At 62.7% G+C, this 23,943-nt stretch carries 21 protein-coding genes and 1 pseudogene; 13 read left to right on the top strand and 9 right to left on the bottom strand.

Translation table 11 applies throughout. From position 1 onward, the window contains the following. Positions 1-107 precede the first annotated feature (107 nt). The 6 genes from FJ970_RS12705 to FJ970_RS12680 all read left to right on the top strand — a co-directional run bounded on the left by FJ970_RS12705 (position 108) and on the right by FJ970_RS12680 (position 5,547). Positions 108-845, top strand: a complete 738-nt coding sequence (locus tag FJ970_RS12705; RefSeq protein ID WP_140760845.1) for a Crp/Fnr family transcriptional regulator — start codon at positions 108-110, stop codon at positions 843-845. A 189-nt stretch (positions 846-1,034) separates the two neighbouring features. Continuing rightward, on the top strand, positions 1,035-2,246 hold the full coding sequence (locus tag FJ970_RS12700) for an amino acid ABC transporter substrate-binding protein (RefSeq protein WP_181178697.1): 1,212 nt from the start codon (positions 1,035-1,037) through the stop codon (positions 2,244-2,246). Positions 2,247-2,277: 31 nt separating this feature from the next. Beyond that, the gene (locus FJ970_RS12695; RefSeq protein ID WP_140760847.1) at positions 2,278-3,141 is read left to right on the top strand and encodes a branched-chain amino acid ABC transporter permease; all 864 of its coding nucleotides are present in this window, start codon (positions 2,278-2,280) and stop codon (positions 3,139-3,141) included. Further along, on the top strand, positions 3,138-4,085 hold the full coding sequence (locus FJ970_RS12690) for a branched-chain amino acid ABC transporter permease (RefSeq protein ID WP_140760849.1): 948 nt from the start codon (positions 3,138-3,140) through the stop codon (positions 4,083-4,085). Before FJ970_RS12695 ends, FJ970_RS12690 begins: the two co-directional genes overlap by 4 nt. Beyond that, positions 4,082-4,816 carry an ABC transporter ATP-binding protein gene (locus tag FJ970_RS12685; protein ID WP_140760851.1) on the top strand — a complete coding sequence of 245 codons (735 nt, stop codon included), beginning with the start codon at positions 4,082-4,084 and terminating at the stop codon, positions 4,814-4,816. Before FJ970_RS12690 ends, FJ970_RS12685 begins: the two co-directional genes overlap by 4 nt. Further along, the gene (locus FJ970_RS12680) at positions 4,813-5,547 is read left to right on the top strand and encodes an ABC transporter ATP-binding protein (protein WP_140760854.1); all 735 of its coding nucleotides are present in this window, start codon (positions 4,813-4,815) and stop codon (positions 5,545-5,547) included. The genes FJ970_RS12685 and FJ970_RS12680 overlap by 4 nt, the downstream gene beginning before the upstream one ends. A 78-nt stretch (positions 5,548-5,625) precedes the next feature. Here FJ970_RS12680 and FJ970_RS12675 read toward each other — a convergent pair whose 3' ends face one another. The 5 genes from FJ970_RS12675 to FJ970_RS12655 all read right to left on the bottom strand — a co-directional run bounded on the left by FJ970_RS12675 (position 5,626) and on the right by FJ970_RS12655 (position 12,731). Next, positions 5,626-6,843 (bottom strand): virulence factor family protein, encoded by a 1,218-nt coding sequence (locus FJ970_RS12675; RefSeq protein ID WP_227792108.1) that lies wholly within the window; start codon positions 6,841-6,843, stop codon positions 5,626-5,628. Between the two features lie 124 nt (positions 6,844-6,967). Further along, on the bottom strand, positions 6,968-9,592 hold the full coding sequence (gene mprF, locus FJ970_RS12670; protein WP_227792106.1) for a bifunctional lysylphosphatidylglycerol flippase/synthetase MprF: 2,625 nt from the start codon (positions 9,590-9,592) through the stop codon (positions 6,968-6,970). A 49-nt stretch (positions 9,593-9,641) separates the two neighbouring features. Beyond that, positions 9,642-10,601 carry an ABC transporter permease gene (locus tag FJ970_RS12665; protein WP_140760856.1) on the bottom strand — a complete coding sequence of 320 codons (960 nt, stop codon included), beginning with the start codon at positions 10,599-10,601 and terminating at the stop codon, positions 9,642-9,644. Then, positions 10,585-11,526, bottom strand: a complete 942-nt coding sequence (locus tag FJ970_RS12660; protein ID WP_140760858.1) for an ABC transporter ATP-binding protein — start codon at positions 11,524-11,526, stop codon at positions 10,585-10,587. The genes FJ970_RS12665 and FJ970_RS12660 overlap by 17 nt, the downstream gene beginning before the upstream one ends. Further along, positions 11,523-12,731 (bottom strand): NEW3 domain-containing protein, encoded by a 1,209-nt coding sequence (locus FJ970_RS12655; protein WP_227792105.1) that lies wholly within the window; start codon positions 12,729-12,731, stop codon positions 11,523-11,525. Before FJ970_RS12655 ends, FJ970_RS12660 begins: the two co-directional genes overlap by 4 nt. A 356-nt stretch (positions 12,732-13,087) precedes the next feature. Here FJ970_RS12655 and FJ970_RS12650 point away from each other — a divergent pair, with 356 nt between their 5' ends. The 4 genes from FJ970_RS12650 to FJ970_RS12635 all read left to right on the top strand — a co-directional run bounded on the left by FJ970_RS12650 (position 13,088) and on the right by FJ970_RS12635 (position 17,143). Next, positions 13,088-14,254 (top strand): FAD-binding domain, encoded by a 1,167-nt coding sequence (locus FJ970_RS12650; RefSeq protein ID WP_265336224.1) that lies wholly within the window; start codon positions 13,088-13,090, stop codon positions 14,252-14,254. A gap of 447 nt (positions 14,255-14,701) precedes the next feature. Then, on the top strand, positions 14,702-15,235 hold the full coding sequence (locus tag FJ970_RS12645) for a sigma-70 family RNA polymerase sigma factor (protein ID WP_140760864.1): 534 nt from the start codon (positions 14,702-14,704) through the stop codon (positions 15,233-15,235). After that, the gene (locus tag FJ970_RS12640; RefSeq protein WP_140760867.1) at positions 15,222-16,007 is read left to right on the top strand and encodes a hypothetical protein; all 786 of its coding nucleotides are present in this window, start codon (positions 15,222-15,224) and stop codon (positions 16,005-16,007) included. The genes FJ970_RS12645 and FJ970_RS12640 overlap by 14 nt, the downstream gene beginning before the upstream one ends. Positions 16,008-16,894: 887 nt before the next feature. Further along, positions 16,895-17,143 (top strand): hypothetical protein, encoded by a 249-nt coding sequence (locus tag FJ970_RS12635; RefSeq protein ID WP_140760869.1) that lies wholly within the window; start codon positions 16,895-16,897, stop codon positions 17,141-17,143. 1 nt (position 17,144) lies between these two features. On the opposite strand, the gene FJ970_RS12630 is transcribed toward FJ970_RS12635, so the two are convergent. Further along, positions 17,145-18,641 carry an aldehyde dehydrogenase family protein gene (locus FJ970_RS12630; RefSeq protein WP_140760871.1) on the bottom strand — a complete coding sequence of 499 codons (1,497 nt, stop codon included), beginning with the start codon at positions 18,639-18,641 and terminating at the stop codon, positions 17,145-17,147. 143 nt (positions 18,642-18,784) lie between these two features. On the opposite strand from FJ970_RS12630, the pseudogene FJ970_RS33890 reads away from it, so the two are divergent. Together FJ970_RS33890 and FJ970_RS33885 are read left to right on the top strand one after the other, a co-directional pair. Further along, positions 18,785-19,000: pseudogene (locus FJ970_RS33890) on the top strand (SDR family NAD(P)-dependent oxidoreductase); the annotation flags it as partial. Between the two features lie 74 nt (positions 19,001-19,074). Next, positions 19,075-19,194, top strand: coding sequence for a hypothetical protein (locus FJ970_RS33885; protein ID WP_415752030.1), 120 nt, complete (start codon positions 19,075-19,077; stop codon positions 19,192-19,194). Between the two features lie 148 nt (positions 19,195-19,342). Here the strand turns inward: FJ970_RS33885 and FJ970_RS12620 are convergent, their stop codons facing one another. From FJ970_RS12620 to FJ970_RS12610, 3 genes are all read right to left on the bottom strand, one after another. After that, positions 19,343-20,476 carry a substrate-binding protein gene (locus tag FJ970_RS12620; protein ID WP_140760873.1) on the bottom strand — a complete coding sequence of 378 codons (1,134 nt, stop codon included), beginning with the start codon at positions 20,474-20,476 and terminating at the stop codon, positions 19,343-19,345. 69 nt (positions 20,477-20,545) lie between these two features. Then, positions 20,546-20,818 carry a hypothetical protein gene (locus FJ970_RS12615; protein WP_140760875.1) on the bottom strand — a complete coding sequence of 91 codons (273 nt, stop codon included), beginning with the start codon at positions 20,816-20,818 and terminating at the stop codon, positions 20,546-20,548. A 90-nt stretch (positions 20,819-20,908) separates the two neighbouring features. Continuing rightward, positions 20,909-22,486 carry an HD domain-containing phosphohydrolase gene (locus tag FJ970_RS12610; protein ID WP_140760877.1) on the bottom strand — a complete coding sequence of 526 codons (1,578 nt, stop codon included), beginning with the start codon at positions 22,484-22,486 and terminating at the stop codon, positions 20,909-20,911. A gap of 387 nt (positions 22,487-22,873) precedes the next feature. Here FJ970_RS12610 and FJ970_RS12605 point away from each other — a divergent pair, with 387 nt between their 5' ends. Continuing rightward, the gene (locus tag FJ970_RS12605; RefSeq protein WP_140760879.1) at positions 22,874-23,842 is read left to right on the top strand and encodes a GAF domain-containing protein; all 969 of its coding nucleotides are present in this window, start codon (positions 22,874-22,876) and stop codon (positions 23,840-23,842) included. Positions 23,843-23,943 lie beyond the last annotated feature (101 nt).

Raw genomic sequence — 23,943 nt, 5'->3', positions numbered from 1 at the left:
GTTCGGTCAATGCAACTTTCGTTGGATGATTTGGATTAATGATCTAGATTAACAAGCCACCGCAGGATGCTGTGGACGATCGGCCTCTCGCAGTTTGGAACATTGGTATGCCGCTGACCGGTCACGCGATCATGACCAGACTGACGCGCGTCATGAAACTGGACGCGGCCGACCTCGCCAGTCTTGAAGCAATCTTCGAACGCGACGTGACTGTCAGGAAGCGAGAGGAACTCGTCATCCATGGGTCGCAGTTCCGGAGCCTGTGCTTTATCAAAGAGGGCTACGCGATCCGCTACAGACTGCTGCGGAGTGGCAAGCGACAGATCCTCAAGCTCATCCTGCCCGGCGACGTGATCGGGTTTCCGGTCAGCTTTTTCGATCGGTCCACCTATGCTGTCGTGGCACTGACGGAATTGACGTGCACCGTCTGCTCGCTCGATTCCTATATCCGCCTCTGCTACGAGCAGCCGCAATTCGGACTGGTCTTGAGTTGGCTCGCCGCGCAGGAGGCAGCGAACTACGCGGAGCACATTGTCAATCTCGGCCGCCGCACACCGATCGAACGGTTGGCCCACCTTCTTCTCGAGATTCATGCGCGCCTTGTCGAGGTAGGACTTGCGCCAGAGACGAGTTTTGATCTGCCCTTCTCGCAGGAGGTCATGGCGGACGCACTCGGGCTGAGCGTGCCACATCTCAACCGGGTCATGCAGCAGCTGCGCGCCGAACAGCTGATCACCAGCAAAGCGCGGCTCATCGCGTTGAGCGACCCCGCGGGCTTGCGACGACTGGCCCAGTATCAGCCGCAGAACCTCGTGCCGATCCCCTTGCTGGAAGGGCACCGCTGACGATAGAGGCCACGCCTGGCTACGGTCGCGCGTCAAACGAATGTCGTATCGCCCCTCTTGCCCCGGAGCGCTTGAACTCCAGTTTCAGGCTCTAGCCAATGGCGTTCCCGAACGGCTTTGGTTGATGCCACCACCAGCCTGCGGCTCATTGCCGATGGCACAACAAAAGACGCTTAGGGAGGAGACACCATGTCAAACAGCATGCTTCATCTGGCCGGCGCCTTGCTGGCCGGCGCGGCCCTCGCATTTTCATCGGGCGCGGCATCCGCGGACGACATCGTGCTTGGCGCATCGGTGCAGTTGACCGGCGCCTCGGCCAATACCGGCCGCTATTACAAGGACGCCTACGAGTTCGCGATCGATAAGATCAACGCAGCCGGCGGTGTCACCGTGGGCGGCGAGAAACACAAGCTGGCGCTGAAAATCTACGACAACCAGTCGGATGTGAATTTGAGCGTGCGGCAGTACACGCAGTTGGTCTCGCAGGACAAGGTCGCCCTGCTGCTCGGGCCGTTCGCGTCGAATTTCGCGCTGGCGGATTCGGCCGTCTCGGAAAAGTACCGGATACCGATGGTTCAGGGCGGCGGCGCATCCGACCAGATTTTCTCGCGCAAGTTCAAATACATATTCGGCACGCTGGCGCCGGCGAGCAACTATTTCGGCTCGACGGTGAAGATGCTGAAGGAACTCGACCCGGCACCCAAATCCGTCGCGCTTCTCTATGCCGACGACGCTTTCGACGTCTCGGTAGCGGATGGCACGCGGCCATTGCTGAAGGATGCGGGGCTGACGATTGCCATGGACGAGAAATACAGTTCCAACGCCAGCGACTTTAATTCGCTGCTGTCACAGATCAAGAGCAATGGCGCCGAGGTCGTCCTGGTAGCCGGCCACGAAACCGAAATCCTCAATTTCGTGCGCCAGGCGAAAAGCCTCGCCGTCGCCCCAAAGCTCTACTCCTTCACCGTCGGCGTACCGAGCGAGGATTTCCGCAAGGCGCTGGGCGCCGACGCCGACTATGCCTTCGGCATGACCGCCTGGCTGCCTTCGGCGGAGCTGAAGGACAAATGGTTCGGCAATGCCGCTACCTTCGCCAAGGACTACAAGGCGAAATACAACTACGATCCCGATTACCACGCCGCGTCGGCCGCGGCCGATGTCGAGGCACTGGCACAGGCGATCGAGGATGCCGGTGGCACCGACCCCGCCAAGGTGCGCGATGCGCTCGCCAAGCTCAACCTCGACAGCCTTTACGGCAAGATTGCCTTCGCCGAAAACGGTCAGATCAACCTGTCCCAGACGGTGATCCAGGTTCAGGGAACGGAGCTCAAGGCAATCTATGGCGCCAACGGTTTCGTCGAGAAACCGAAATATCCGATGCCGGCCTGGGACAAGCGCTGACCTTTGACAAGGTCGGACTGAGGGGAACGGCGTGGATCTGCTGGCGCAAATCCTGATCAACGGCATCCTGCTGGGCGGCCTCTACGCCATCATGGCGCTCGGGCTCGCCCTTGTCTGGGGCGTGCTCAACATCGTCAACTTGGCGCATGGCGCCTTCATCATGCTGGGCGCCTACCTGTCCTGGCATCTCTACACCTATCTCGGCATCGACCCTTTCCTCGGCCTGCCGATGACGGCCGTCGTCATGTTCACGCTCGGCTACGCGGTGCAGCGCGGCCTGCTCAACCTTGTCGTGCGCGGGCCGATGTTCAACACGTTGCTGATCACCTTCGGGTTGGAGGTGGTGCTGACCTATCTGGCACAGCTTGCCTTTTCCGCCGACTTCCGCACCATCAACCCGCCCTACGCCGGCAACAGCATCGCGCTCGGTCCGGTCGTACTGCCGCAGGCGCGACTGATGGCGTTCGGCGTCGCCGTCGTGCTGACGCTCGCCATGTGGGCTTTCCTGCTGCGCTCCAAGCTTGGCCGCGCCATCCGCGCCACCGCGCAGAACCTCGTGGCAGCAAGGCTTTACGGCGTCGAGCCGCGTCACCTTTATGCCGTGACCTTCGGCATAGGCATCGGACTTGCCGGTGCTGCCGGCGGGCTTTACGGCACGGTGTCGCAGATAAATCCCTATATCGGCGCGGCATTGACCGCCAAATGTTTCGCCATCTCCATCATCGGCGGACTGGACAATCCGTTCGGCGTCCTGATCGGAGGGCTGTTCCTCGGCATCATCGAGTCACTGGCGGTGCTCTATATCGGCGCGACTTTCGCCGACGTGGCAAGCTTCGGCGTGCTGGTCGCCGTACTGATCGTGCGGCCGAGCGGCCTGCTGGGCAAAACCGCATGACCGCTCTCCGCATAATCATCGCGTTGGTCGTGATCGCCGCGCTCGCCACCGTGCCGTGGTTCGGTTCGGACGTGCTGGTCCAATTCGGCATCAATGCACTGCTGCTGGCTGTTCTGGCGCAAGGCTGGAACATCATCGGGGGCTATGCCGGCTATGCCTCGTTCGGCAATTCGGTGTTTTACGGCCTCGGCAGCTACGGCGTCGCCATCGCCATGGTCCAGTGGGAACTGCCCTTCGCCATCGGGCTGGTGTTCGGCGTGGCGCTGGCCCTCGTCTTCGCTTTTCTGCTCGGCCTGCCGGTGCTCAGGCTCAAAGGGCATTATTTCGCGATCGCGACCCTGGCTCTGGCGCAGGTCATGATCGCCATTGTCTCCAATATCGAATTGGCCGGCCAGAATATCGGCCTCGTGCTGCCGCCGCTCAACAACGACCCGTTGTTCTACGAACTGGCGCTCGGGCTGCTGGTGCTGACGACGCTGACCATCTTCTGGCTGACACGGAGCCGCTTTGGTTTCGGGTTGATCGCCATCCGGGAGAACGAGGAAGGTGCTGCCGTCATGGGCGTCAACACGACGCTCTACAAGGTGCTCGCCTTTGCCCTCTCCGGCATATTCAGCGCGCTCGCCGGCGGCATTCACGCCTACTGGATCACCTTTCTCGATCCCGAAAGCGCCTTCGACATCAGCCTCAACGTCAAGATGATCATCATGGCCGTATTCGGCGGGCCGGGCACCATCCTTGGCCCTGTCGTCGGTGCCTTCACCCTTTCAGCGGTGTCGGAATTCCTGTCGAGCGAGGTGACCAGTGTCGCCGGCCTGTTCTTCGGCATCGTGGTGGTGGCCGCCGTGGTGCTGATGCCGCGTGGGCTGGCCGACGTGGTGCGTCGTTTCCGCAAGTCGGGATGGCGCTATTTCATCGAGAACATCCGGGCACATCGCATATGAGCACGATCCTCCAAATCAGCCATGCCACGCGCCGCTTCGCTGGGCTGATCGCCGTCGACGATGTCTCCTTCACGCTCGACGAAGGCGAAATCCTCGGCGTCATCGGGCCCAACGGCGCAGGCAAGACGACGCTGGTCAGCCTGATCAGCGGCACGCTGGCGCCAAGTTCCGGCGATATCATTTTCGCCGGACAGTCGATCGCCAAACTGCCTGCTTACCGGCGCGCACGGCTCGGCATCGGCCGCACCTTCCAGATCATGCGGCCCTTTCCCGGCCTGTCGGTTCTGGACAACGTCGCCGTCGGCGCGCTGTTCGGCCATGGCGGTGGCGAAGCCGATCTCAACCGCGCGCGCGAAAGGGCGCGCGGCTACCTCGACTTCGTCGGCCTTGGCAAATCCGTCGACCAGCGCGCCGACGAACTTGGCGGCCCGGGACGCAAGCGGCTGGAACTCGCCAAGGCGCTGGCCATGCAGCCGAAGCTTCTGTTGTGCGACGAGGTGATGGCGGGATTGAACCATGTCGAGATCGACGAGGTGATCGACGTCATCCGCAAGGTGCGAGATCAAGGCATCTCCATTCTGGTGATCGAACACGTCATCAAGGCGATCAAGAGCCTGTCGGACCGGCTGCTGGTGCTGCACCATGGCGAAAAGATCGCCGACGGCGCGCCGGATGCGGTGCTCTCCGACAAGACGGTGGTCGAGGCCTATCTCGGCAAGAGGCGCGCATGAGCGCCGCGGCGAAGAAAGGGCAGGCTCCGCTGCTGAAGGTCGCCGACCTTGGCGCCGGTTATGGCGGCATGCCGGTGCTGCGAAACGTTTCGCTTGAAGTGCACAAGGCCGAGATCGTCGCCCTGGTCGGCGGCAATGGCGCCGGCAAGACGACATTACTCCGCGCCCTGTCGCGTGTGATCGCCGCCACCGGAAAGATCGAATTTTCCGGCCGGGATCTGGTGCCGATGACCTCGGACGAAGCGTTTGCGTCAGGGCTCGTGCAGGTGCCGGAAGGCCGACAATTGTTCGACCGCATGACCGTCGAGGACAATCTCTTGATGGGCGCCTACCGGCGCAGCGACAAGGCGGCCGTGGAACGCGATCTCAAGCGTATATACGGCCTCTTTCCCCGGCTTGGCGAACGCAAGAAGCAGCTCGCCGGATCGATGTCGGGCGGCGAGCAGCAGATGTGCGCCATGGCGCGCGGGCTGATGGCGGCACCCGTCCTGCTGATGATCGACGAGATGAGCCTTGGCCTGGCGCCGGTCGTGGTCGAGCAGTTGATGGCAGTGCTGGGGACCATCCGCGACGAGGGCGTGACCATCCTTCTGGTCGAACAGGACGTGCATCTGGCGCTGTCGGGCGCCGACCGTGGCTATGTCATGGAGACCGGCCATATCGTGCACCGGGGCGCGGCCAAGGAACTCATCGACGATCCCGAAGTTCGCCGCGCCTATCTGGGGCTTTGAACCCGGGTTGGTCTTCCGCCTTTCGGGCACACGAAAGCCTGACCGGTACACAATGACGAAGCCGCCAACATTTGGGAGCTACTTTTGCTTCGCGGCATGGCGTTCGAAGGTAGCCAAGATACGTTCCGCCAGCCTCGAATAGTCACCGTCGAAATGGTGACCGCCCGCCGTCCGAATGACCTCGGCGCCCCGGGAGACCAATTGCGGGCAAAATGAGTCGGTCTCTTCCTCACCGTAAAAGCATTGAATGGCCGCAGCCGGCATGCGCCCGACGGCTGGTTCGACGGGAGTGGCTTTCGCGCTCGGCGGGGCTCCCAGCCACCCGGCGACGGTAATCTTCCAATCGGCCGCGCCCGCGAAGCCCAATAGCGAAACAATCGCGACACGCTGCCTGAGATCGGCGGGCAACCCGTCATAGGCGAACGGCAGGACGTCCGCCCCAAACGAATAACCGATCAACGCCACCTTGTCGGCATGCCACTTCGCGCCATAGGCTGAAATGACACTCGCCAGGTCGGCTGCCGTTTGCTCCGGCGATTTCTCGTTCCAGAAATAGCGAACGCTGTCCCAGCCGACCACGGAAACCCCTCGCGCCTGCAGATCCTCAGCTATGGTCTTGTCGAGGTCGCGCCAGCCTCCGTCGCCCGACAGCACGATCGCCATCAGCCCCGAGGGTTTCGAAGCCGGCAATTCTATAAGTGGCAGGGCGGCCACGCCCTGGGCCGTTCCCTGGTCCAGATGCGGTCCGACCAGCCCAGCCAACATGTCATCGCGACTACCGGAGTTGACTGACTGGAGGGTCAATGGCGTAGCTGCGGCGCGAAGCCGGTCGAAGTGTTCTCTCGCGCTCGCGGGCTCGGACGCCGTCAGCCCGACGTCCCAGAAGCCGTGCAGCGGTGAAATCGGCCCATAGGTGTAGCCGCCGGCGCCGCGCGTCGACGGTGCGCCCGCGCAAACCGGGCGCTTGCCGCTCAAGCCGATGCTGGGGTCCAGCGATACGGCGCCCGCCAGCGTGTTGACCGGCGCTTGCGCCAGAATGGCCCCGGCAAGGGTGCCGCCTTCTCCGGCGCCGGCGAGGATCGGAAAGTGATATTCAAGGCCGCCATGCGTGCGCTGCAACTGGCGGCTGAGTGCCTCCACGTCGCCGACGAGATTGTCACATGGGCGATCGCCATCGGCGATTCTGTCGAGATAGAGCTTTGTATCGACGCCGACCGCGAGTGCCCCGTTCTTGCCCAGAGCGTCCAACGTAGTCTGATCGGCAGCACTCCAGCCGCCGATATCGGAAAACACCACGACGTATCCGCGCATCGGTCCCTCGGGCAAGGCGACATGGACGTCGCCGAAGCGGCCACCGTCAAGCGCCAAGACGGGTGTGGCAGAAAGCATTGCCGCCGCGGCAAGCAGGCAGGCGAAGAGCCTATTCACGGTTCGAAAGCTCCTTTGGTCTCTTGAACCCCCTGCCGATCAAAGTGGTGGCATCGGCAAGGGCCATGAAAGGACTGAGCGTGCCCGACGCCGCCAGATAGCGTGGCTCCCATATCGGATTGAACTTGTCCTTGAAAAGTCTCAGGCCGCGAAAGTTGTAGAACGGGCTGCCATAGTGCCGGATGATGGCCCCCAGCCTGTTCCAGCGGGAAGAGAGGGGCGGAGACTCGATGCCGCTGAGCGGCGCCATGCCAAGACTGAGGCAACGGCAATTCAGTTCCTTGAGCTGAAGCATCAGATTCGTGAACAGGAATTCCATCGCGTATGGTGACGTGCCGCGTGCGTGCCGCATCAACCCTGTCGATGCTTCCCGAACCGAACTGGTCGTCATCACGGTGACGAAAGAGGTGGGCACGCCATGTTGACGGACGAGCGCGACCCATTGGGACTCGAGATAGCGTGGTTCGAACGCGGCAACCGAGAAGCCTTTTTCGCCGTTCCGCCGTGTTTCGAGCCAATCCGACGAGATCGTTTCCAGCGCGGCGAGGATGAAAGTCACACGATCCGGCGGCACCAATTCGAAGGTTAGTCCATCGCGCTCGCCACGTTTGAGCGCATAACGAAGATGGGCTTTCGCACCGCCCTGGAGACTGAAGTCGGTGAGCGGCACACATGCTTCCTCGCCGAGCTTCATGACGGTCAGGCCGGCATCCAGGTAATATGGCAGGCTCTCGGGGCGTATCTGGTAAAAAGCCGCCCGCCCGCCATGGCCGTCAGCGAGCCCGATGAAACGCCGGATCAGTTCCGTCCATTCCTCGCACGGGCCGACGGGGTCAAAAAGCGCAATCCAACTGCGCCCGCGCTTGCCGTACATGATGAAAGCCTTGCCGGAGGTGGAAAAGAGCAAGCTCTTGTCTCCCATCATCGCAAGCAGGCTTTCGCTGCGGCCCTGCAGGTCGATGATGCGCGATGCATGCGCGAGCGCGGCGGCATCGGGCGGCGAGGCAAGGCCCTTGGGCGGGCGAAGCAATTCCCACAAGCCAAATGCTATCGCGATGACTGCTGCTCCGAGCAAGGCGCGCAATGCCCGCGGAGCCTGCGCGTCGAATTCGAACTGCCACCAAAGGTCGTGAGCCGTGTAGTCGACGTCGCGGAACGCCAGAAAAAAGATCAGTTGGGCAGCGACCAGGATGACTGCCACCGCGACGAACCAGCCAATCGTGAATGGTTGTTCGAGCATCGAGGCCGGACGATCGAACTGCCGCCGCGTCGTGAGAAGAAGAGCAATCAGGAAAGAAAGGAAACCTGCCTCGCCATAGGCCAGCCCCTTGGCGAGTGACAAACCCAGGCTCGCAATTGCCAGCGCCAGCGCAATCCACCAGGCGCCGTCCCGCCGCTCGAAGAGACCGCGAGCGACAAACAAGAAGACAAGGCCCAACAGACTGCCGAGGAAGTGCGATGTCTCGACAATCCACAGCGGCAGCCGCATGGACAGGATTGCCAGCCGGTGCCCGAAAGTAGGTGTTGCGCCGGAAATGAGCAGCATCACTCCGGCCGCGAAAGATATGACGCCCATGAAGCGCGGTGCCAGACCGGCGGCGGCTCGGACAAGGCGATCGTCGCGGGATCGTTCGTGGCCGATGGCAAGGCGGGTCTCGAAGATTGCCAGCAGTGCCGCGGAAAGCGCCAGCGGCACGGCGAAATAGATGCCGCGATAGGTCAACAGGGCCGCTGCTATCGAATCGGGAGAAGCCTGTCCTTTGAGAGCCCAAAGCACGACGGCCTCGAAGACCCCAATCCCGCCAGGCAGATTGCTCACCGCGCCCAAGGCGGTGGCGGCCGAGAACACCGCGGCAAAGGTCAAGAAATCGATCGGTGCGCCGGGCAGAAGGATCCACAGCGCCGCCGCGGCACCGGTCAGGCGCGTCGCGGCCAGCAGCAGTTGCGCCGCCGTGAGCATCCTGCTCGGGCCGGCAATTGAAAACGCGCCTATTCGCAAGGTGCCGCGCGGACCGAAGAACACGATGGCCACCGCCGCCGAGAGAGCCATCGCCGATATCAGTCTCAGCAACTCCGGCCGCCATCCCAAGAGATGCGCGACCGGTACCGGCTCCATCAGCCCGGCGAATCCGCCGAACCCGGCAAGTCCCAGTCCGAAACCTCCGGCAATGAATAGCAACAGCCGGGCAATGTCGCGCGACCTGATGCCGACAGCGCCATAGATACGATATCGAACCGCCGCGCCGGTGAGGGTGCCGAAGCCCACGGCATTGCCCAGCGCGGTGCCGCAGAACCCCGCCAGAAACGGTGCCAAAAGAGGAGTGCGGCCGCCAACATAACGAACCGCACAGACGTCTCTTGCGACGAGTGCGGCAAAGCTCAGGATCGTCGCGCAGATCGACCAGCCGATGGCGGCGGCGGGCATGTGACGCATCGCCCTGACAAGAGCTTCGTAATCGAGGTCTTGGACGACATCGCTGAAACCGGCGATGGTCAGTCCGATGGCCACGAAGACGGTGAGCGACGCCGCGATGCGGCGAAGCGGCCCGCCAAAGTGGCGCGCCCGCGCGACTTCGCAGCCGATCGTCGGGTCCGCCGACTTCAAGATACTGTTCACGGATATCCCGGTATTGCGCGGTTCGAAGGCAAGTGCCGCGCTCGCGCCGTCATGCCCTTATCTCCTGACGCTGGAACGATACGTATGCGATCGTGAACAGCAGAAGAAGCACCGCGATCATGCCGGCAAGCTGCGGCCAGATGAGCGCCATGCTCAGCGAAAACGGCAATGGCGCGCCCATCACGGCGCCGCTCATCTGGTCGGCGAACAGCAGGCCGAGCGAGCGTGTCGCCGGGTTGAGCAGCGCAAGCGTGGCTTCGCCGTAAAGCGTGTTGGGCGAGACGCGGGCGATCGCCTGCTCGAGACCGATCTGGTGCACCGCCGTCATCGGATCGAGGGGATCGATCGGCACGACCACACCTGCGATCAGGGGCGCCAGCATCGGCCAGAATACGGTGAACAGCAGCCAAACGGTGAGTGCGCACAACGCCGATGTCGCCGGCGATCTGACAAGGGTGGAGAAAGCCATCGCCATTGCCAGCCAGACGCCGGCATAGACGAAGGACGCGAAAAGGAAGGCAAGTCCGCGCGCGACTTCCTCGCCGCTCGGGGGTAGGCCGAGCAACAGCATGCCGAGGCCGGTGACCAGCAGCCACAATGCCAGCAGGCAGATGGCGATGACCAGGAGCCCTCCCAGAAACTTGCCGGCAAGCAGCGCGTCGCGGTAGATCGGCTGCGACAGGATGCGCGACAGGGTGCGGCGGCTGTATTCGCCGTTGATGGCATCGAAGCCGAGCGCGATCGCCACCAGGGGAATGAGAAAGCCGAGGAAGGAGACAAACGAAGGCAGCGGCGGCTGCGCCGTGGTGAATAGGCGCAGGAACAGGAACGGGTCCTCGCCCAGCGTCGCCTTGATCTGGCCGATGGCCGCATAGACCGAGCCGATCGCCGTCAAGACGACGAGGAGCATGACCAGGTGGATGCGGACGCTGGTCATATGATCGGCCGCTTCCTTGAGCGCGACCGTCGACAGGCCGACAAAGGGCGACCCTTCACGCCGCTGCGTCATGGCTCTCTCCCTCGAAAAAGCGGACATAGACCTCGTCGAGACCGGACTGGCGAATGCTCATGGCATGAAGCGCGCCTCCCGCCGCCACGACCAGCCGGGCAATGTTGGCCCTGATGTCGGCGTCGGTGTGGACGCGCCATCGCCCCGGCCTCAGAGGTGTCACGCCCAACACATGCGGCGTGCCCGCCAGTACGAGGCGCAGATCGGTTTTCTCGGCTTCCACCTCGACCACATGCGTGCCGCCGAGCACCTCCGAGGTCAGGTCGTCGACCCGGCCGATGAGCCCGATGCGGCCCTTTCGGAAAAGTGCGACACGGTCGCAGATCGTCTGCATCATGCCAAGCAGATGCGAAGAGAGCACGATTGTGACGCCATCGGCGGCAAGCTCGCGGATATGGTCCAGCAGTTCCTGCGTCGATTGCGGATCGAGACCCGAGGTCGGCTCGTCGAGGATGGCGATCTCGGCCTGCTTGACGAGCACTTCGGCCAGGCCGAGCCGCTGGCGCATGCCGCGCGAGAAGGTCGCGACGCGGCGATCGGCGACATCGGCCAGCCTTACACGCTCCAGAGCCGCGGCGATGCGCCGGTTCGCCTCCTCGGCGACAAGGCCCGCGAGCCTCGCCGAGTAGACCAGGTTTTCGCGCGCCGTAAGCTGGTCGTAGAAGCCTATCTGATCCGGCAGATAGCCGACCCTGCGCTTGACCGCCAGCGGCTGGCGCAGCGGGTCGAGGCCCAGAACTCGAATTGTGCCGGAAGTCGGTTCGGTAAGACCGAGCAAGAGCAGGATCGTGGTGGTCTTGCCCGAACCGTTGGGGCCGAGCAAACCGAAGACCTCGCCCCTGCCGACGCCAAGATCGATGCCGTCGACGGCGGCAATGCGCCCGTAGCGCTTGACCAGGCTGGTCGCTTCGATGACCGTGTTCATCGCCGGCCATACCGGGTTACGGCAAAAGCCAGCATCAGCGCCGAGGCGCCGATGACGCCGAGGCCGGTGACGCCCCACAGCGTCGAGGTGCGCACCGTGACGCGGAAATTGGCGTCGTCGGAAGTCCCTTCGCCATTGGCACGGACCGAAACCATGTAGTCACCGGCAATCGCCTGCGCGGACGGCGTCATCGAGACGCCGACATCGGACGTAGCGCCAGGCGCGATCTCGTCGACCTTTTCGGGGCTGAAGGCCACTTTCCATCCAGAAGGCGGGCTTGCCGTCAATTTCAGGTCGCGGGCGGGCGCCGAGCCATTGTTGGAGAGCGTAAAGGTGAAGGTCCGTTCCTGACCCGCCGTGGCGTTGCCGGAAAGCCGACCTTGGGGACCGGAAAGCGAGATCGTTGGCCTGCCGGTAACGTCGAGGACCAGCTTCGTATCGGCGCTGACATTGCCGCCGCTGGCGGCGATGTCGACGGGGTACTGGCCCGCCTGGGCATTGTCCGGCGGCTGGACACCGACCGAGAGCGTCTTCGACTCACCGGCCTTCAGCGGCAGGCTGGTCAATTCCTGCGATCCGTAGCCCTGCTTGAAGGTCACCTGAAAGCCGGATGGTGCCCGCGACAGGAGATTGACCGTCGTGTCCTCCTGTCCCTCGTTCTTAATGTCGACCTGGAAGTCGAATGCCGACTTGGCCGTGCCGCGCAACGCCGGCAGCTTCGGCTCCAGTGTCAGCTTCGCCGGCTCGGTCTTGGCAAGGGTCAGTTGCATGGGCAGTTTGAGGGCCTCGCCACCGGACTTGCCCGAGACGGCGAAGTCGATCGCCTTGACGCCACCGGCCGCCGGTGGCGTCAGTTTCAGTGTCAGGCCGACCGTATTGTCGGCGCCGGCGATCGCCGCGGAGACTGGTTTGCCGCCGCCGTCGATTTCCCATTTCCAGCCGGTCGGCAAGCCATCGACGCCAAACTCGACACGCTGGGGCGGCAGGCCATGGTTGGCCAGGCTCAGGGGAACGCTCACCTCCTTGCCGACCTGGGCGGAAAATTCCGGATAGGGCGTCGTCAGCCACAGGCCGGTCGGCATCTGGCCGGCAAGCGCCGCGCCCGAGGCCGCGGCCTGCTGGGCGCGCGCCGGGACGACGTTCAACAGCAGACCGAGGCCTATCAGAGCTGTAGCCAGTTGTGTCGTCGGGTTGGGAAAAGACATACGAATAGATGCAGGATTCACATCCGCCTCCCGCGCAATGTTGGCAAATAGTCGTTTTCTTGCAAAGCCTTAGGGAGCTTGATGCAACGAGGAAAACTAGCGATCCGTTTATGGCGCCAATGGGGCGAATCGACTCATCGGCGGGATCCTCACGAAATTGTAACCGAACGTGTTGTTGCGTGATCGAAGCAGGCCACGAGATGGGCACGGCGATCGGCGTGCCGAGATCATGACATCGTGGCAATGCGATGATTGAAGAGGCGACGGCGGCCGGAGGCGCTTCTGCGACCGTCGGTCCATGGATCCCTTGCCTCGAACGTCGCGCCCGCTAGCTTTTTGGCATGGATAGCCGAACGGTGCTGATTTCCGGCGGAGGAATTGCAGGGCCGGCCCTCGCCTTTTGGCTCGATGCAGCTGGATTCCAGCCAACGCTGATTGAGCGAGCGCCAAGGCTACGCACCGGAGGATATGTCATTGACTTCTGGGGCCTCGGATACCGCATCGCCGAACGAATGGGACTTGGTGCCGACATCGACCGTGTAGGTTACCACGTGCGCGAGGTTCGCATCGTGAATGATCGCGGAAAGCGGCTTGCCGGTTTTGGCACGGGCGTCTTCAGCGATCTGACGGATGGGAGATATGTGACGCTCGGGCGCAGCGATCTCTCGCGATTGCTGTTCGAAAAGATCAAGAACACGACCGAGGTCATTTTCGACGATGAGATCGTCAGGCTTCAGGAGCAGTCAGACGGGGTGAAGGTTCGGTTACATGGTGGAGCCGAGCGTCAGTTCGATCTGGTGATCGGCGCCGATGGGTTACATTCGGCCGTTCGCCGGCTGGCCTTCGGCCCCCAGGCCAGGTTCGAGAAGAAACTCGGCTACGCTGTCGCGGCCTTCGAGGCGGGTGGCTATCGTCCGCGCGATGATGACGTATACTTGATGTACGCGCGGCCTGGGCAAATGGTCGGCCGTTTCACGCTTCGTGACAACCGCACGCTTTTTCTGTTCGTCTTTGCCGTCGACAGCGATGCCATGCCAGTCGCGCTGGCCATGCAGAAGAAAATGCTGCGGGAGCGTTATGGCGATGGAAACTGGGAATGCCCTCGCATCCTGGAGGAGTTGGATCGTACGGACGAACTCTATTTCGACAGCGTCAGCCAGATCAGGATGAACAGTTGGTCTCGAGGCCGCATTGCCCTGACCGGCGATGCCGCATTTTGCGTGTCCCTTTTGGCGGGACAAGGATCGGCCCTGGCCTTGATTTCCGCCTATGTGCTGGCAGGCGAGTTGCTCAGGGCCGACGGGCGGTGCGAGGAAGCTTTTCCCCGATACGAAGAATTCCTGCGGGATTACATCAACGCGAAGCAGCAAGGTGCCGAGCGATTTGCTGGAGCCCTTGCACCAAGAACGCGACTGGGCCTGTTATTCCGCAAATTCGCAATCCCCGGACTGGCACGTGTGGCGTTCGGAAGGGAAATTACCGACACCTTGCAGTTGCCTGACTATCACTGGCCATCCCCGTGAATTGACCACCGCAAAGCCCTGCCTTTGGGATACAACGCCTCAACGGTTGCGGGCGCCAGGCTTTCGAAAAATGTCTATCGGGCTGGAATAGTTTCGCCCCTGGCTCAGTAAGTAGGGCAATGAGGGTGAGCTTTCGGCGTGGCGGCAACTGGCAGGCCAAGGTCGGACAAAGGGAGCGACAGCGCGGGTAACGATGTTTTTCGACAGCTCAGCGCTTTGCGTTCGGGAGGAGCGCGCTCCCATCAGGCCCAGCGGTTATTTCCCTGACCGCTGGGCCGATCCACATGTCCAAAGCACACTTGAACGACTTCGAATTCTATCCATGAAGCGAATTCTATCCATGAAGATTGTGAGGCGCAGGGCCTCTGAATTTGGGGCACGAATCACTCTTGCCGTAGGCAGCGATCGGCTGGGGACGGCGTCAAGGGTGGCTCGGAACAAGGCGAAATGAGAGCGAAGTTCGACGTCACACCTTACCTGGAGGATCTTTGGCGCTATGGGCGCGTGCTCACGCGGGATGATGCTGACGCCGATGACCTGGTTCAGGAGGCGCTCGCTCGCGCACTTTCACTGGCCGGCACCTATGATGCTTCTCGTCCGCTGCTGCCTTGGCTGATCAGAATTGTTCGCAATACGTTTCTGACCGGCGCGGCCCGTGCGAACGCCGACAAGCGGCGCCTTGAGTCTTACGCCGAAACGTCTGACACGGCGTTGCTCCCATCACAGGAGCATAGCGCTGAACTGTCCAACGTAAGGAAGGCACTGGTCGGATTGCCAACCGAGCAAGCGGAAGTTCTCCATCTGGTCGGCGTGCTGGGCTTTACCTATTCCGAGGCCGCCGAATTGCTGGGGGTGCCAACAGGAACCGTCATGTCGCGCCTGAGCCGCGCACGAGCCGCCTTGAAGCGCAACATGGAAAAAATGAGCGGCTTCGCACCGGCTCAGTTTAAGGTAGTGGGAGGCCGTGATGTGGCCAAGTGATCGCGTTTCCGAGGAAGAAATCAACCGCCTCCTCGATGGCGAACTGTCGCCGTCGCAGAGATCCGACCTGCAGGCACGTCTTGCCCTGGAACCGGAACTGGCGGCGGAAGTGTTTGCTCATGCGCAGCGCATGGGGTCACTGCGCGACGTCCAGCCCCAGCGGTTGTTTCCGCCTTCTGCGAGCCTGCAAGGAGCAAAGCGGTTGGAGGGAGCGTTTCGCCGGAGGAGATTCTTTGCCGCGCTGAGATTTCAAATCGCCGCCGTCGTACTGATTGCGCTCGGGTGGTCGGCCAACTCGTTGACCATGTCGCTTCGCCAAGGCGGTCAAACGGCGGATGCGAGTTTCATTCTGGCAGCGCGTGATGCCTTGCGCGTTGCGCAATTGAACGCCGGTCCCGGGAAGGGCAGTGAGCCGAAGCAGGACAAGATCGAACGACTGGTGGGCGCCGCGAATATAAGTATGCCGACCCTTCCCTCAGTATGGGTGGTGACGGATGTTCAGGTGCAACCCTGGAACGGGAAGCAGAGTCTGGTTTTGACGGCGGATACGCCGAGCGTTGGTAGGATCACCTTGGTGGCGGCTCCGATGAATGGCGAAGATGCTGTCCCTCCGACCCCAGCCACTGACGGCCGCGTGCCAACTGTTTACTGGCAATCGGGAGGCACAGCCTACGCCTTGATGGGGTCCGCCGCCCCGGATCGGCTCGAGAAAGAAGCAAAGCAAATGGAAGTCGCCACAAGGAGGAACGTTGCGCCCAAGACAAGGGGCTGATTGGGGCCGACATGACGATGGCAAGAAAATGAGAACCGAGTTTGGATCCGACCGGTTCAGCTCGTTTCCTCGCCGAACCATGTTTCCCTAGTTGCGTACGCGGTGATGAACACTCGCACAGGTTCCACGCCCTGGTAGCACACAAGGAAGGTTGACCGATGAATGCCTTTTCGTTTGACAAAAGCCCAAGGTACTACCCATCAACCTGCCCGATCTGTACGGGCACGGCACTCGAAGCCGATATCACGCCGCGAAGGGTAGAATTCCAATGTGCCTCCTGCGGCGCATATGAGATCACTGCCGCTGCTCGTTCCGCAATGAAGGGCCTATCGCGGGAGCATCGAGAATTGTGGCTCTCGCAGACCCGGCAACAGGCTGCGAGTGCGCGGCAAGTTCCGCTCGTGGCCTGCGCGAATGAGACGTTGCGCCTTCAGACGGACCGCTTCTCGTGAAGCACGCGATGCAGTTCGAGGAAGTGCGTCCGCGCGGGCACTTCCTTACGGCCCGGCGTCCGGCGGGGTTGGCGCCGGGCCGCTCTCCCGCGGCACTGCCTGTTGAGTAAATGGCGAACCGGCATCCATGGTTTTGAGTTGAGGCGAGCGTTGATGCGAAAATTGGAAAAGCACGAAGGGATAGGGCTAATCGGCTACCCGTGCGACGGAGAATACCTGGCCGTGGTTGACAGCAGAAGAGAATATGACTGGATATTGGGAGGTGATCTGTGTGAACTAGATGGTGCATCCTTGGCCGATCAAGCGGCTAATCTTCCTAGATACTATCCTGATGGAAGCCGTTTGGTATTAGCCACCATAAAGGGCGACATGCTTGTCGCACTTCGGGATTATTAGACGGCATCCGCGCTAAAAAGAACCGGCTATGTGATCACCATGTCAATCGACGAGAGCCCCGAAACCACGAGCCCGGCACAAGATCCACGCATTGCCGATCTTCGCGCGGCGGCAATGCTGCGCGACGCCGGCTTCATGTCTTTTGATGCGACAACCGAAAGCGCGTTGGCGACCATTTCCGCCGAGATGAACCTGGGGCGCCTGGATCTCATTCGGATTGCGCTAACTGAATGGCTGGAGATGCGCGACAAATGCGCAATCCCTGATTCCCCTGGAAGCCTGCCGTAGACTAGTCGGTCTGGATCCAGATCGACTTCGTCTCGAGATACTCATGCAGATGCTCGACGCCGCCCTCGCGGCCATAGCCGGACATCTTCATGCCGCCGAATGGCACGGCCGGGTCGATGGCATGGTACATGTTGACCCAGACCGAGCCGGCCTTGATGCGGCGCGCCAGCTTGTGCGCGGTGCCGAGATTGGTGGTGAAGATGCCGGCCGCCAGCCCATAGGGCGTCGCATTGGCGCGCGTGACGGCCTCGTCCAGCGTGTCGAAAGGCATCGCCGAAATGACCGGCCCGAAAATCTCTTCGCGTGCGATGGTCATGGTGTCCGACACCGCGCCGAAGACGGTCGGCGCGATGAAGTTGCCGCCATCATAGAGCGCGCCCGTCAGCCGCGAGCCGCCGGCGACCAGTTCGGCGCCTTCGTCGCTGCCGGCCTTGATGTAGCCTTCCACCTTGCCGGCCTGCCTGGCATTGATGAGCGGCCCGATTTCGGTCTCCGCCTCGATGCCGTGGCCGATGCGCAACCTGCCGGCGAACTCGGCGACCCGGCGCACGAATTCGTCATGGATTTCGCGCGCCACGAACAGGCGCGAGCCGGCAATGCAGATCTGGCCCGAATGCACGAACACCGCCATGGCCGCGACCGGCACGGCCTTGTCGATATCGGCGTCGCGGCAGACGATGATTGGTGACTTGCCGCCCAGCTCCAGCGAAACGCGCTTGAGGTTGGTCACACCAGCCCGTGCGATCGCTTGACCGGTCAGCGTCGAGCCGGTGAAGACGATCTTGTTGACGTCGGGATGTTCGGCGAGCCGCGCTCCGGCTTCGGCGCCGGTTCCGGTGACGATGTTGACGACACCGTCGGGCACGCCGGCTTCCTGCATCAGCCGGGCGATCAGCAGCGGCGTCAGCGATGCATCCTCCGAGGGTTTCAGCACGATTGTGCAGCCCGTGGCGAGCGCCGGCGCGATCTTCCAGATCGAGGCAGCGGTCGGCGCGTTCCAGGGAATGATCGCGCCGACGACGCCGACCGGTTCGCGCCTTGTGAAGGTGAGGATCTCGCCGGGAATGGAATTGTCGATGGCCTCGCCATGCAGCACGGTCGCCATGCCGCCGTAGAAGCGCAGCATGCCGATGACGCGGCGCCGGTTGGCCAGGGTGCGCGTGATCGGCAGCCCCATGTCGAGCGTGTCGGAGACGCTGAGCTCTTCCCAATGTGTCTCGAACAGGTCGGCGATCCTGAGCAGCACGCATTGCCGTTCGTAGGGCGAGAACTTGGACCAGGGACCTTCGAACGCCGCGCGCGCCGCGGCCACAGCCGCGTCGACATCGGCGGCCGAGCCGCGCGGCACCGTTGCCAGCACGTCGCCCGTCGCCGGGTTCAGCGCCTGCATCTCCTGGCCGGACTGCGCCGCGACCCACTTGCCACCGATGAACATCGGCCGGAACTCGCCATGATAAAGCGTGGTGGCCTTCGCCCTCGGGTCGAAGCTCAGCGTCATCGTCTCCTCCTTACGAATTCCGTGGCGACTATTACTCCCGGCGCGAGCGACCTCAAACAAGGAAAGCTGAAAGAGCGTTCAGATAATCGGACTTGTGCAGCGCGCGTGTCTTCCCCGATGGTTCCAGCAACGGAGGAACGGATATGAGACTTGCTGGCAAGGTTGCCATCGTCACAGGTGGCGGGTCGGGATTTGGCGAAGGTATCGTCAGGAAGTTCGTCGCCGAGGGCGCGCTGGTCCTGCTGATGGACCGTGAGGAGGCGGCTGCTTCCCGGGTTGCCAGCGAGGTCGGTGCAAACGTTCGGCCGATCACCGGCGACATCTCCAAACTGGAGAGTTTTGAAGCGGCCGCCGACCTGGCCCGCTCAACCTTTGGCGCACTCGACATACTGGTCAACAACGCCGGTGTCGCAGGGCCGCCCTATTCGGTGCCGTGGTGGGGGAGCCGGGTGTGGCAAAGGTTCTTGACATTCTATTGGACGAAGTGGCAACTGACCTCAGACTTTGCGGACTGCCCTGTTTTGAGCAAGTGGAGCCAGGACTAATAGCATAGGGATACCTGCTCAGCAGTGCGTCAAGGGAACGTCGGCGGAGCAAAACTGCCATTTCCAGGCGCTTGGCCGGTACAGCCACTATCGCCGGGATAGGCGGCGGGCCGTATCTAGCCGCCCCGCCGCTTGCACACACCGGAATGCCGCTAATCAGTCCGCAATGGTGAGTTGGAGTTCGCCGGCCAGCACACGCTCGTTCGGATCGATCGGACCGAGCTTCCGGACGACCCGGAAGCGACCGCGCTCCGCCTGCGCGATGTACATGTTCATGCGAACATGGTGCTGGCCGGGAACCATTTCGGCCGGTCCACCTGGTCCCTCGCTGATCCGGGCATGATCGAGCGCCCGGATGACGGCGCCCTGGTCGAGCGTAGCGGCTTCGTTCACTGCTGCTTCCCACATCTTGATCGCCCGGTAATGCCCGGTGCAGCCGCTGCCTGCGGTCAACATGGCGCTACCTGGGAAACGCGCTGTGTAGCGGTTCAAAAGCGCGCGGCCATATGGATCGTCGAGTTCCTGGTAGTAATCGAGGCAGCTGTAGAGTCCCTCGATCTGCTCGGACGGGACGAGGTTGAGGAAGTTCTCATCAAAATAGGTGCAGACGATCCTGCCGCCGCGCTTGCCGAATCCGGCCTTGTCCAGCTCATCGAGGAACGGCGTCAGCCCCGGCGGAACGATGGTGTTGAACACGACATCGGCGCCGCTGGCCATGATCTGCTGCACCGTCCGTCGGAAATCTACGGTATCGAGCGGGAAATACTCCTCGCCGACGATCTCGCCGCCATTGGCGCGCACGACCCGGCTTGCCGCCTTGTTCAGAATATGGGGCCAGATGTAGTCGGCCGACGGCAGATAGAAGCTTTTCGCCCCTGTGGTCTCCATCAGCCACGGTATCAGCGGCTCAACCTGCTGCGCGGGTACCGGACCCGTGCAGAATATCAGGCCGTCGTTCTCCTGTCCCTCATACTGCTCGGTGTAGATGTAGAGCGTCTTGCCGCGTGTGACGGCCTCGCTCTTGATGGCCAGTCGGGTCGAGCTGTAGATGCCGCCGACGACAAGGTCGACCTTGTCGACATCCACGAGTTTGGCGGCCCTTGCCTTGGCGGCGCTGTCGGTGGTCTCGCCGTCCTCGATGATCAACTTGACCGGCCGACCGAGGAGGCCGCCGCCGGCGTTGATATCGTCGACAAGCATGGTCGTGAGATTGGCATTGGCAATGCCCATGAAGGACAAGGGGCCAGTGAGTTCGGCGATAAGGCCGATCTTGATGGGATTCTGGTTCATCTGATCTCTCCAACTCTTGGGGTTCGTTGGGCGCGCCGCCGCCGATGGCAGGCGGCGCACAGAACGGATTCAAGCCTCGTAGTGGCCGAGCAGAAGTGCGGCCTGCGGCTTCCCGACATGGCCGGCTTCCTGCATGATCCCGGGCACCTCGGGGTCGGAGACGAAATTCTTCCAGCCCTCGGCGTCCCAGTCGAAGATCGCCCAGATGCGGTCGGCCTCGCTGGGGTCGCGGAACACAGTGGCGCCGCTCGACCCGTGCAGCCGCCGCTTGTCGGCGCCCTTGGTCGAAAAGATGTGGATGAAGCGGTCGAGGTCCGCCACTTTGGTCGTTGCGAGAAGCATCTGAATTCCTCCTGTCGGTCGCGGCCACCATTGGTCCGTCGACAGGATCACGATGCGCGTCTCGCGGCCGGCGCACATGGGGTGAATTCCCTATGGCTGCGTTTCGCCTGGCCTGACCAGGCCGTGCTCGACCGCGTAGAGCGCCGCGGCCGCACGGGTGGCCACGCCGATCTTGGAATAGACGCTCTGGACATGATGGTCCGCGGTCTTCGGCGAGATGTCGAGCCTGCGGGCCGTTTCCTTCGCGGTCAGGCCGGCGGCGATCAGGCGCAGCACCTCGATCTCGCGCGGCGTCATGCCGGCCAGCGACCGCGGGGGCGGCCGTCGCGACGGCTGTCCGGCGAAGGACAACACAGCCTCGGCGGCGTCGGGACAGATACAGCCATCGCGAACGGCGGCACGCAACTGCGCCGCCGCAGCCTCGCTGGACAGCGCCTTGCGGTGGGGACGCTCCTCCCGCGAAGTTTGGAACGCCTCGGCCGCGGCCAGGATCCTCGCCGCCGGGGACAGGTCGGACCCGCCGACTTTGCGGTGATAGCCCGAGCCGTCCAGGCGTTCGTGATGGCGCAGCACCACGTTGGCCATGGTATCGCCGTCGCGGCCGAACGAGGCCAGCGCGCGCTCGCCGTAATAAGCGTGCAGTTGCGCAGCGTCGCGCTCGCGGACCGACAGCGGACCGTTGCGCATCCAGGTTGCCACCGGCACCACCAGTTCGCCGATGTCATGGATGCAGCCAGACCAGCGCAGAGCGCGGACATCGGGCTCGGGCAGCCCGAGCCGTCGTGCTCCGCCCTCGGCCAGTTCCGCCACCATCCGCGAATGGCCCTGCGTGAACGGCATGCGCATGTCGATCATGTCGGCGATGGCAAGGAAAGCCTCGTCGCAAGCCGCCTCGTCCAGCGTCACCGGCGGATCGGGCTCCAGTGCCAAAATCGTCTCGCGATCAACCGTCGCCCCGATGCCCTCCATCAGCGCGAGCGCGTTGGCGGAGACGAGGCGGGCCAGCTCCGCTTCGTAGGGGCCATCGCCACGACTGGCGATGGTTTCGGCCATCGCGTCGATGCCGACGGCGTCGCTGAGCGCAATGACGTCCTGTGCCAATGTAATCAGGCGCACGGCGGGCAAGACATCTTCGCCGCCCAGCCCACGCGGCAGGCCCTTGCCGTCCCAGCGTTCGTATATCTGTCCAAGGTTGCGCCGTATCTCGTCGGACAGGCCGAGCCGCTCGCCGATCCGCTGCGCGACCTCGCAATGCGCAGTGAGCACCGGGCGGGCCACCGCGAGCGCTTGCGACATCGCGGCCTCGATCGCCTTGGCCTGCGCGTCGGGGTCAAGATCATAATAGAGCCGCTTGAAGGCCTGAACGAAGACCCGGCCCAGTTCGGCGCGGTTGCCCATGTCCAGACCGACAAGGTCCTGGCGTAGCGCGATTTCGTCGCCGAAAGTGGCCGACAGAAGGTCGGTGTCGGCATTGCAGCCGACGTAACGCAGCATCGACTGGTGGTAGGCATTGCGCCGGACTTCCTCCGAAAGGCCGGCAAGCTCGGCGATCCGCATCGCAAGCACGCAGGATTTCAGCGCGAAATCGCGCGAATGGCCGGTGGCGAGATCCGACGCGTAGGCGAGGACCATCATGAAGTCCGCCCGGCGGATCGAAATCTTTGTCATCGCCGACCTCCCCTTGACCACGTTAGCCCCGCGCGCCGCCAATACCTAGGAAAAAGCGGTGACAAGGCCGAGATTGCCCGGGGATACCGTGTCAGCCATCGGCCGCTCTTATTGGCTGGTCGACACCCTATCTGATCGCAGCAGGCACCCGCATCGGGCCGTTCGAGGCCGGCGAGCATTTCTGACCGGTTGATGCTCAAAATTGCTCCCGATCAAAAAGAGGCAGGTATTTTGTTGGTATCTATCTCGACGGGGGCAGCCATGATTGGCCGGTGATCGGCTGGAGGAGAGATCTGCCTTCCTACTTCTTTCGACGAATTGACTATGTGCTGATCGAACCGCAGACCGGTCGGATCAGGAGGAAAGAGATCCGGTGGGAGGATAGGTATGGGAGAGAATCCACACGGCCGTCATGCTGACCGCATCCAGGCGGCGATCGCCTCGGACGCTGCAGCGAAGTCCGCGCTGGTTGCCTCATGGCGACGGTCTTCCAATCTGCATCGGCTCGATCCAGCTGACTGCAGTCCTCCACATTATCTGACTGAAGCCGAATTGGCGCAGGCCCGGCAAAGCATCGAACCGCTCGTCAGGGCAGCCCAATCGAGCCTCGACCGTCTCTATATTGCGGTTGGCGGCGTCGGATGCTGTGTCCTGCTCGCCGATCGTGACGGCGTCCCGGTCGAACGGCGGGGCGCTCCCGTCGACGACGAGACGTTTCACTCCTGGGGTTTATGGACCGGCTCCGTCTGGAATGAGGAAAGCCAGGGCACCAACGGGATCGGCACCTGTCTGGTCGAGCGGCGCGCACTGACAATCCACCGTGACCAGCATTTCCATACGCGAAACACACTGCTCAGTTGCACCACCGCTCCGATTCATGATCACGAGGGCAATCTTGTCGCCGCGCTGGACGTGTCGTCCTGCCGGGCAGATCTGACCGAAGCATTCTCCAATCTCATTTCGATGGCCGTGGTCGACGCGGTGCGTCGGATCGAAAGTGAAAACTTCAAGATGGCATTCCCAAAGGCGCGCATTCTGCTGGCGCCGGTGGCCGACAAAGGCTCCGGCGCGCTGATCGCCGTTGATGCGGACGATCTGGTGGTCGGCGCGACCCGTTCGGCCCGCCTGGCGCTTGGAATTACGCAGCAGTGTCTCGACAAACCGATGCCCGCCGGCGATCTCCTCGGCTGGGCTGAGAGCAGCTCCAAAGATATCGCCGAGGCAGAGCGCGGAGCACTGCAGCGTGCGCTGGCTCGCGCTGACGGAAATGTCTCGGCCGCGGCTCAGGCGCTTGGGATCAGCCGCGCGACGCTTCACCGCAAACTCAATCGCCTGGATGTCCACCGGTCACACTGAACGCCCGAACTCTCATGACTGTCGCAATTCTGCGACACATCGTACCCGACCGCCGTGACCGGCGCGGTGACAACCACAGGCGGAAATCGCAAGTCTCTTCC

The organism is Mesorhizobium sp. B2-1-8 (genome assembly GCF_006442545.2).
In the GTDB taxonomy this organism is placed as follows: domain Bacteria; phylum Pseudomonadota; class Alphaproteobacteria; order Rhizobiales; family Rhizobiaceae; genus Mesorhizobium.
Note: the sequence above shows the minus strand (reverse complement) of the source record. Positions and strands in the feature narration are given on the sequence as shown.